General features: G+C 73.3%; 8 protein-coding genes and 1 pseudogene. 4 read left to right on the top strand and 5 right to left on the bottom strand.

Features of this window, described 5'->3' with window-relative positions:
• The 4 genes from hpnC to QSK21_RS18730 all read right to left on the bottom strand — a co-directional run bounded on the left by hpnC (window position 1) and on the right by QSK21_RS18730 (window position 4,017).
• Window positions 1-858 carry a squalene synthase HpnC gene (gene hpnC / locus QSK21_RS18715; RefSeq protein ID WP_285697398.1) on the bottom strand — a complete coding sequence of 286 codons (858 nt, stop codon included), beginning with the start codon at window positions 856-858 and terminating at the stop codon, window positions 1-3.
• Window positions 859-1,069: 211 nt separating this feature from the next.
• Window positions 1,070-1,999 carry a phosphotransferase family protein gene (locus QSK21_RS18720; protein ID WP_285697400.1) on the bottom strand — a complete coding sequence of 310 codons (930 nt, stop codon included), beginning with the start codon at window positions 1,997-1,999 and terminating at the stop codon, window positions 1,070-1,072.
• Window positions 1,992-2,480, bottom strand: coding sequence for a GNAT family N-acetyltransferase (locus tag QSK21_RS18725; RefSeq protein ID WP_285697402.1), 489 nt, complete (start codon window positions 2,478-2,480; stop codon window positions 1,992-1,994). Before QSK21_RS18725 ends, QSK21_RS18720 begins: the two co-directional genes overlap by 8 nt.
• Before the next feature lie 31 nt (window positions 2,481-2,511).
• The gene (locus QSK21_RS18730) at window positions 2,512-4,017 is read right to left on the bottom strand and encodes an AAA-type ATPase lid domain-containing protein (RefSeq protein ID WP_285697404.1); all 1,506 of its coding nucleotides are present in this window, start codon (window positions 4,015-4,017) and stop codon (window positions 2,512-2,514) included.
• A 140-nt stretch (window positions 4,018-4,157) separates the two neighbouring features.
• Here QSK21_RS18730 and QSK21_RS18735 point away from each other — a divergent pair, with 140 nt between their 5' ends.
• From QSK21_RS18735 to QSK21_RS18750, 4 genes are all read left to right on the top strand, one after another.
• Window positions 4,158-5,195 carry an amidohydrolase family protein gene (locus QSK21_RS18735; RefSeq protein ID WP_285697406.1) on the top strand — a complete coding sequence of 346 codons (1,038 nt, stop codon included), beginning with the start codon at window positions 4,158-4,160 and terminating at the stop codon, window positions 5,193-5,195.
• A 1-nt stretch (window position 5,196) separates the two neighbouring features.
• Window positions 5,197-5,901, top strand: coding sequence for an iron-sulfur cluster assembly protein (locus tag QSK21_RS18740; RefSeq protein WP_285697408.1), 705 nt, complete (start codon window positions 5,197-5,199; stop codon window positions 5,899-5,901).
• A 5-nt stretch (window positions 5,902-5,906) separates the two neighbouring features.
• A complete protein-coding gene (locus QSK21_RS18745) occupies window positions 5,907-6,932 on the top strand; it encodes an NAD(P)-dependent alcohol dehydrogenase (protein WP_352231294.1) in 1,026 nt (341 codons plus the stop codon).
• A gap of 143 nt (window positions 6,933-7,075) precedes the next feature.
• Window positions 7,076-7,870 carry an SAM-dependent methyltransferase gene (locus QSK21_RS18750; protein ID WP_285697411.1) on the top strand — a complete coding sequence of 265 codons (795 nt, stop codon included), beginning with the start codon at window positions 7,076-7,078 and terminating at the stop codon, window positions 7,868-7,870.
• A gap of 48 nt (window positions 7,871-7,918) precedes the next feature.
• Here QSK21_RS18750 and QSK21_RS18755 read toward each other — a convergent pair.
• Window positions 7,919-8,067, bottom strand: a pseudogene (locus QSK21_RS18755) (thioredoxin-disulfide reductase); the annotation flags it as partial.

Consider the following 8,067-nt stretch of genomic DNA (forward strand, 5'->3'; position numbering starts at 1 on the left):
TCAACTCCCCTTGAGCGCCCGTGCCCACTCGGCCGCGAGCCGAACGCGGGCGGGACGCGGTGTGTCGCACAGGACGTCGTAACGCCGCCTCTCCAGGGACGCCAGGGCGGCGCGGCCACCGGCGACGTACCCGGCGACGGCGGGCCGCGCGAGCCCCGGGAGCAGCCCGACCAGCGGCGCCCCCTCGTCCAGCAGCCGCCGGGCCCGCCGCGCCTGCAAGGCGAGGACGCCGCGCAGCCGCGTGGGCGTGACCCGGCAGGACAGGTCCCGGTCGGTGCAGCCGAACCGCCGCAGGTCCTCCTGCGGCAGGTAGACCCGCCCGCGCCGGTGGTCCTCGCCGACGTCCTGGCAGTGCTCGATGATCTGCAACGCGGTGCAGATCCGGTCGGAGAGGACGAACCTGTCGGGTGTGGCCGCGCCGAACAGGTACAGCACGATGTGCCCGACCGGCTCGGCGGACAGGACGCAGTACTCCTGCAGCTCGTCGAAGGTCTCGTAGCGGGAGACGACCTGGTCCTGGCGGTTGGCCTGGATCAGCCGCTCGAACGGCCGGGACGGTATCCCGTGCACGTGGACCGCGTCGGCGAGCGAGAGGACCGGCGGGAGCTTGGGCATGCCGCCGGAGTAGAGGCGGCGCAGGTCCTCCTCCACCGCGTCGAGGTACGCGAGGCGCTCGTGCGGCGGCGCGCGGTCCCCGATGTCGTCCACGAACCGGGCGAACCGGTACACGGCGAGCAGATGACCGCGGCGGCGGACCGGTAGCAGGCGCGAGGCGACCGGGAAGTTCTCCCGGCGCACGAACGCGTCCAGTGACCGTGGTCCCGCTGCCGGATCCCACGACCGCACATCGGCGGACATGTCTTCCCTTCGGGTCGCGGAGCCGTCGGCGCGAAGAGGCCGGCACCGACGAACGGGCGGCTGACGGGCCGGTCACTCTCCGCATGATTCATGTCCGTTCGCCTTTCAACCGGATCTCCCTATTCGGGAAAACCGCAGGCGCGCGGTGGAGGTGTTTCGCGCACGGACAGCGCCCTTACGCCACGGAACGGCAAAACGGTCCTGCCGGGTGTCAGCGCCAGCCGGTGCGGGCGCGCAGCCAGTCCAGCGCGATCTCGCCCTGCGCCCTCTGGAAGGCGCGCAGCGTCGGCAGCCCGGGAGGCGACGGCAGGCGGCCCTGCCGCACCAGGTAGCCCGCCACGGCGGCGACGACGGCGGTCACCGCATCGGCGTCCGCGCCGCGCGCGAACGGGTGTGAGGCGAACAGCTCCTCCGGCGGCGGGCCGCCGTCCAGCCGGATGCTGGGCAGCATCGCCAGCAGGTCGAACCAGGGCGCGGCCAGGCACGCCCACGGCCAGTCCACCACCACGACGCGGTCGGGGGTGAGCAGGAGGTTGTCGGCGCGGACGTCGGCGTGGACGAGCGTCCGGCCGGCCGCCGCCTCACCCCACGCGCTCTCCAGCGCGGCCAGGCGGCCGAGGTGGCGGCGCGCCCAGTCGTCGAGGCCGGTGAGGTCGTCGTCCCGCGTGGCCGGCTCGGTCCAGCCGCGGAAGGCTCCGCCGAACCGTTCGGCGACGGACGGGACCTCGATCGGGCTGGGGGTCATGGCCTCGGCGAGAGCGGTCAGGGCGTCCAGGACGCGTCGGAGCTCACCGGTGTCCCAGGGGAGCCGCGGCTGACGGCCGTCCACGTCCTCGAAGACGAGGGTGACCCAGCCGTCCCGGTCGAAGGAGCCCAGCAGCCGCGGAACGGGCGCCGCCTCCGGCAGCACGGCCGCGACCCTGGCCTCGGCGCGGTGCAGCCCAGGCGTGTCCGGATTGGGCAGCGGCCCGGCCGACTTCACGAAGGCCCGGCGGCCGTCGGCGAGGCGCAGCCGTGCCGCGACGCCCGGCGAGTACCCGCCGGGCTGGGTGACCGCCTCCACGACACGGCCGCCCAGCAGCGCCTCCACGTCCCGCCGTACCTCGCCCGGCGCCGCCCACCAGGCGACCCGTTCAGACACGCTTGACATAGCGGTGGGACGGGACGGCGATCGGCCCGGACGGCCCCGGCGCCTGGTAGTCGAACGGGCCGGAGTCCGTCCAGCCCTGCCGTTCGTAGAAGCGCCGCGCCCGCCCGTTGCCGGCCACGACGGCGAGCCATGCCTCCCGGTGACCGTTCTCGCGGACCAGCCGCTCGGCCTCCGCCAGGAGCACGGTCGCCACCGCCGTGCCACGGTGGTGCGCCGCGACGAAGACCTGCTCGACCTCGTCGCCGGACACCATCACGAACCCGGCGACCTCGTCGCCGACGACCGCGACCACGGTGTCGCCGACACGCTCGGCCGCCCGCGTGGAGAACGACTCGGGCGTGCGCGCCTCGACCAGCGCGTCTGGCACGTTCCCCAGGTGGGCGTCGCGCCATCCCTGCCGCCAGATGCCGGCGACGGCCTCCGCGTCCACCGCCGTCGCCGGGCGCAGGACAACGCTCCCCTGAGCTGACATGCCCGCAGAGTAGACCAGTTCCCTCGACGCGTCAGCGCCCGCGCGGGACACGGATCCCATAGGCGGCGATCTTGCGGTAGAGGGTGGCGCGGCTCATCCCCAGCTCCTCGGCGGCGCGGCGCATGGAGACGCCGGGACGGCCGAGCACCCGGATGATCTCGTCGCGTTCGAAGGACTGGATCCTGGTGAGCCGGTGCGAGGAGCCGGACAGCACGTCGGGCGGCAGATGGCGCAGGTCGATCATGTCGGCGCGGGTCGCGGCCCGGTGGACGACGCGCTGGAGCTGCTCGACGTTGCCGGGCCAGCCGCAGGCGCGGAGCGCGTTCGCGGCGGCCGCGGTGAACGCGATCTCGCGGCCCCTGGCCCGCAGGGCGGCGTGCCGGGCGAGGGGGAGGATGTCGTCGGGGCGCTCGCGCAGCGGCGGCACGGTGACCACGGCGTCGACCAGCGGGGCCAGCGGCTCGGGGATCGCGTCGTACTCCAGGGCCGTCATCGCGACCGGCCCGGGACGGGACGCCGTCATCAGGTCGCGCAGGTGCTCGGCGGCCCACAGCGGGAGCAGGTCCACCTCGCTCACCAGCACGGCGGTGTCCGGTTTCGCCAGCTCGGGCGTCCACAGGGCGAGCCACGACTCGACGTCCTGCGGCGCCGGGGCGGCGGCGGCCAGGATGCGGGCGCGGGGGTGGCGGCGCCGGGTGGCCTGGGCGAGCAGGGTGGTGCGGCCGGAACCGGGCTCGCCGACGGCGGCCACGATCCGGCCGGACGCCACGGCGGCCTCGGCCTGGGCGACGGCGTCGGTCCAGGCCGGGGACAGGGGGTACAGCGTGCCCGAGCCGGGCTCCAGGCGGGGCACCTCCACGCGGAACACCTGGCCGCGCGGAGCCGGACGGGGCTCGCGCCCGCGAGAGCGCGCGAGCATGAGCGCGGCGGTGTTGCCCGCGGCGGACTCGGCCAGCGCCAGCAGCAGCCCGCTGGACGACTCCGACCAGGTGGTCAGGTTCACGCAGCCCTCAAGCCGTCCCGTCACCGGGTGCAGCACCGGCACGGCGGCGCAGGTGAAGGTGCACAGGCTCAGCGCGTAGTGCTCCTCGGCGCGGACGAGGGTCGGTGCCCGATCCGCGAGGGCCAGCCCCAGCCCGTTGGTCCCGACCGTGCGCTCGGCGTAGGCGAACCCGGGCGCCAGGTGGACGGCGTCCAGCGAGCGCAGGAGGGAGGTGTCCCCGCTGAGCCGGTTGAGCACCAGGCCGTCGGCGTCGGTCAGCATGAGTGAGACCGGCTCGTCGGCGAGCGTGCGATGCAGGTCGGTGAGGACCTCCCGGCCGCACTCGAAGAACAGGGAGTCCCTGCCCTCGACACCGGAGAAGACCGGTTCGATCGACTCGACGGGGACCCCGTACTCCTGGCTGCGCTGCCAGGAGGCCAGCAGCCGCGCCGAGACCCGCCGGGCGGCACGGTCGGCGCCGTGCAGCTCATGACGCAGCTCATGACGCAGCTCGCGGTGCAGGCGGGCGCGTTCGGGCAGATTCTCGTCGCCCATGTGACGTACGTTACATTCTCCGGCCGAGGGGGAGAACGGCCCGGTGTCTCAGATTGAGACACCGGGCAGGTCCCGCCGCGCGCCGGGCGGACGTACGGTCGCCGTGACTGTGACTCGCGTCACGTGGAACGGAGGCGTGCATGTACACCAAGGACGGCGAGAGCTACTTCATCGTCGATGCGCACATCGCCCTGTGGGACGCCCGCCCCGAGAACCAGCGGAACGTCCACGGCAGGCAGTTCATCGACTGCTTCTACGACTACCACCGCAACCTGTCCCCCGACACGGAGGTGTGGCCCTACGAGGACTACCTCTACCAGGGCGGCGAGCGGCTCATGAAGGACGTCTTCGAGGACGGCTACGTCGACCACGCGATCTTCCAGCCCGCCCTCCTCGGCGAGTTCTACCACAATGGCTTCGGGCAGACCGAGGAGGCGTTCGCGCTCTCCCGGCGGCACCCCGGGAAGCTCACCTACAACCACACCTTCGACCCGCGCAACGGCGAGGCCGGGCTCGACCGGCTGCGCGCGGACGCCGAGCGGTTCGGCCTCAAGGGCGTGAAGCTCTACACCGCCGAATGGCACGGCCAGTCCCGCGGCTGGCGGCTGGACGACCCGTGGGCCTACCGCTACTTCCAGGCATGCCAGGAACTGGGCATCACCAACATCCACGTGCACAAGGGCCCGACCATCAGGCCGCTGGACCGGGACGCCTTCGACGTCGCCGACATCGACCACGTCGCCACCGACTTCCCCGACCTGAACTTCATCGTCGAGCACTGCGGCCTGCCCCGCCTGGAGGACTTCTGCTGGATCGCCACGCAGGAGCCGAACGTGCACGGCGGCCTCGCCGTCGCCATGCCGTTCATCCACACCAGGCCCCGCTACTTCGCGCAGATCCTCGGCGAGCTGCTGTACTGGATCGGCGAGGACCGCCTCCAGTTCGCCTCCGACTACGCGATCTGGACGCCGCGCTGGCTGGTCGAGCGGTTCGTGGACTTCCAGATCCCCGCGGACATGACCGAGTACGCCCCCATCACCACCGCGCAGAAGAAGAAGATCCTCGGCCTCAACGCGGCGAAGATGTACGGCATCGAGGTCCCCGCCGCGCTCCGGCTGCCCGACGCGGACGAGCCCGAGACCGGCCCGCGCGGGGCCGACGAGCTGACGGGGGTCTGACATGGCCGCCTCGCCCGTGGACGCGGCGTACGCCGCGCTCGGCGGGGTCGTCGATCCCGAGCTGGACGAGCCGATCACCGAGCTCGGCTTCGTCCGGTCGCTGGAGGTGACCGGCGGCGACGTCGAGGTGCGGCTGCGGCTGCCCACGGCGTTCTGCGCGCCGAACTTCGCGTACCTCATGGCCTCCGACGCCAAGGACGCGCTGACGGCCCTGCCCTGGACGCGCCGCGTCGTCGTGCGGCTCGACGACCACCACGACTCCGACCTCATCAACCGTGGCCTGGCCGCCGACGCCGGGTACCGCGGCACGTTCCCGCACGAGGCCGAGCGCGACCTCGAAGAGCTGCGCGCGACGTTCCGCCGGAAGGCGCACACCGCCGCCATGGAACGGTGCCTGACCCGGCTGCTGCGGGCCGAGCCGCACCGCACGGTCGAATCCCTGGCCACCGTGACGCTGGCCGACCTCCCCGACGACCGGCACACCGAGGCGCTGCGGCGGCGCCGGACGGCGATCGGCCTGCCGGACGTCCCCTCCGCGCTCGTCATGGTCGGCCACGACGGACGCGGCATCGCGCCCGCGGACGTCCCGCCCAGGCTGCGGCTGGCGCGCGCGACCCGGATCTCGATCGAGGGCAACGCGCACTTCTGCCGCGGCCTGCTGCGCACCCGCTACGACGACGACCCAGTGAAGGAGCACAGCCGATGAGCACGATGCGAGCCGTCCAGGTCACCGGTTACCACGACAACCTGCGGGCCGCCGAGGTCCCCATCCCCGTGCCCGAGGGACCCCTGGACGTCGTCGTACGGATCGGCGGCGCCGGGGTGTGCCGCACCGACCTGCACATCCTGGAGGGCCAGTGGGCCGAGAAGACCGGGGTGCCGCTGCCGTACACGATCGGGCACGAGAACGCCGGATGGGTGCACGCCGTGGGCTCCGCGGTCACCAACGTCGCCGAGGGGGACAAGGTGATCGTGCACCCGCTGATCACCTGCGGGCTGTGCCGGGCCTGCCGGGCCGGGGACGACATGCACTGCGAGAACGGCAGGTTCCCCGGGATCGACACCGACGGCGGGTACGCCGACTACCTCAGGACGTCCGCGCGCAGCCTGGTGCGGATCGACGACTCGCTCGAACCCGCCGACGTGGCGGCGCTCGCGGACGCCGGCCTCACCGCCTACCACGTCGCGGCGAAGGCCGCGCGGCGGCTGACCCCGCGCGACCGGTGCGTGGTCATCGGGGCCGGGGGCCTCGGGCACATCGGCATCCAGGTGCTCAAGGCGATCAGCCCCGCCGAGCTGATCGTGGTGGACCGCAACCCCGACGCGCTGAAACTGGCCGTCTCCATCGGCGCCGACCACGGCGTGCTCGCCGACGGGACCCAGGTCGAGCAGGTCCTCGACCGCACCGGCGGGCACGGCGCCGAGGTCGTCGTCGACTTCGTCGGCGAGGGCGGCGCCACCGCGGACGGCGTGCGGATGCTGCGCCGCGCGGGCGACTACCACGTGGTCGGGTACGGGGAGAACATCGACGTCCCGACGATCGACATCATCTCCACCGAGATCAGCTTCGTGGGGAACCTGGTCGGCTCGTACTCCGACCTGAGCGACCTGATGGCCCTGGCGGCGCGCGGCGCGGTCACCCTGCACACCGCGAAGTACGCCCTGGACGACTTCCAGACCGCCCTCGACGACCTGGACGCCGGCCGCGTCCGGGGCCGCGCCGTCCTCGTCCCCTGACCGTCCGGACGGCGGGCCGGCCGCCGGGCGATCCCGGCGGCCGGCCGATCCTGTGACCGGGCCGTGCCGCGCGCCTCGTGGTGCTACGGTCGGGGTTCCGGAAGCCGCGCGATTGTGCTGTCCGCCCAGGATCGGAGAGTGCGATGGAGACGTCCTCCCGGCTGCCGCGCGATGTCGACGCCAGCAGGGCCAACGACGCACGCCTGTGCGACTACGCCCTCGGCGGCAAGGACAACTACGCCGCCGACCGCGCCGCCGCGAAGAAGCTGGTGGAGGCGTTCGACGAGACGCGCTACCTGCTGCCCGAGGTGCACCGCTTCCGCACCCGCGCGCTGGAGGCGCTGCTGGACGCGGGCATCCGGCAGTTCCTCGAGCTCGGCTGCGGGATGCCCGGCAGGCACAACGTGCACGACATCGTCCACGCGCGGGATCCGCGGGCCCAGGTCGTCTACACCGACATCGACGCGGTCGCGGTCACCCACTTCCTGGCCCTGCGGCCGACCATGGCGACCGCGGTGCAGGTGGACGTCCGCGACCCCGCGGCCGTCCTCGGCCATCCCGACGTCGCCGCGCGGCTCGACCTGGACCGCCCGGTCGGCGTGCTGATGGTCGCGGTGCTGCACCTCGTGCACGACGAGGACGACCCGGACCGGATCGTCGCGGGCTACCGCGAGGCCATGGCCCCCGGCAGCCATCTGGTGTACTGCGACCTGAGCGGCGACGAGCAGCCCGCCGACCGCGCGGCGCGCTACCGGCGCACCGCCGACGAGATCGGGATTCCCGTCTCGATGCGGGGCCGGGAGCGGGTGTCGCGCTTCCTCACCGGGCTCGACCTGCTCGAACCGGGCCTGGTGCCGCCGCCGGACTGGCGCCCTTCCGGCGTCCCGTCCCACCCTCCCACCGGGTGGCTGCTGGCGGGGGTCGGCCGCAAACCCTGAACGGCCTGATCCGCTCGTCTCGTTCAGGGCGCTTGGTTCGGGGCGCGCTTAGTTCAGGGCGCTCTGGTCCTCCTGGTCCTGGAGCCAGCGTTCGGCGTCGATCGCCGCCGCACAACCGGTCCCCGCCGCCGTGACCGCCTGCCGATAGAGGTGATCCACCACATCACCACACGCGAACACCCCCGGCACACTCGTCC

Origin of the sequence: Actinomadura sp. NBRC 104412, from assembly GCF_030269515.1 — a bacterium.
Lineage (GTDB): Bacteria > Actinomycetota > Actinomycetes > Streptosporangiales > Streptosporangiaceae > Spirillospora.

What these genes read in the sequence shown, in the direction of transcription:
- hpnC (WP_285697398.1), bottom strand. Translation starts at nt 858, where the DNA reads ATGTCCGCCGATGTGCGGTCGTGGGATCCGGCAGCGGGACCACGGTCA.
- QSK21_RS18725 (WP_285697402.1), bottom strand. Translation starts at nt 2,480, where the DNA reads ATGTCAGCTCAGGGGAGCGTTGTCCTGCGCCCGGCGACGGCGGTGGAC.
- QSK21_RS18730 (WP_285697404.1), bottom strand. Translation starts at nt 4,017, where the DNA reads ATGGGCGACGAGAATCTGCCCGAACGCGCCCGCCTGCACCGCGAGCTG.
- QSK21_RS18735 (WP_285697406.1), top strand. Translation starts at nt 4,158, where the DNA reads ATGTACACCAAGGACGGCGAGAGCTACTTCATCGTCGATGCGCACATC.
- QSK21_RS18740 (WP_285697408.1), top strand. Translation starts at nt 5,197, where the DNA reads ATGGCCGCCTCGCCCGTGGACGCGGCGTACGCCGCGCTCGGCGGGGTC.
- QSK21_RS18745 (WP_352231294.1), top strand. Translation starts at nt 5,907, where the DNA reads ATGCGAGCCGTCCAGGTCACCGGTTACCACGACAACCTGCGGGCCGCC.
- QSK21_RS18750 (WP_285697411.1), top strand. Translation starts at nt 7,076, where the DNA reads ATGGAGACGTCCTCCCGGCTGCCGCGCGATGTCGACGCCAGCAGGGCC.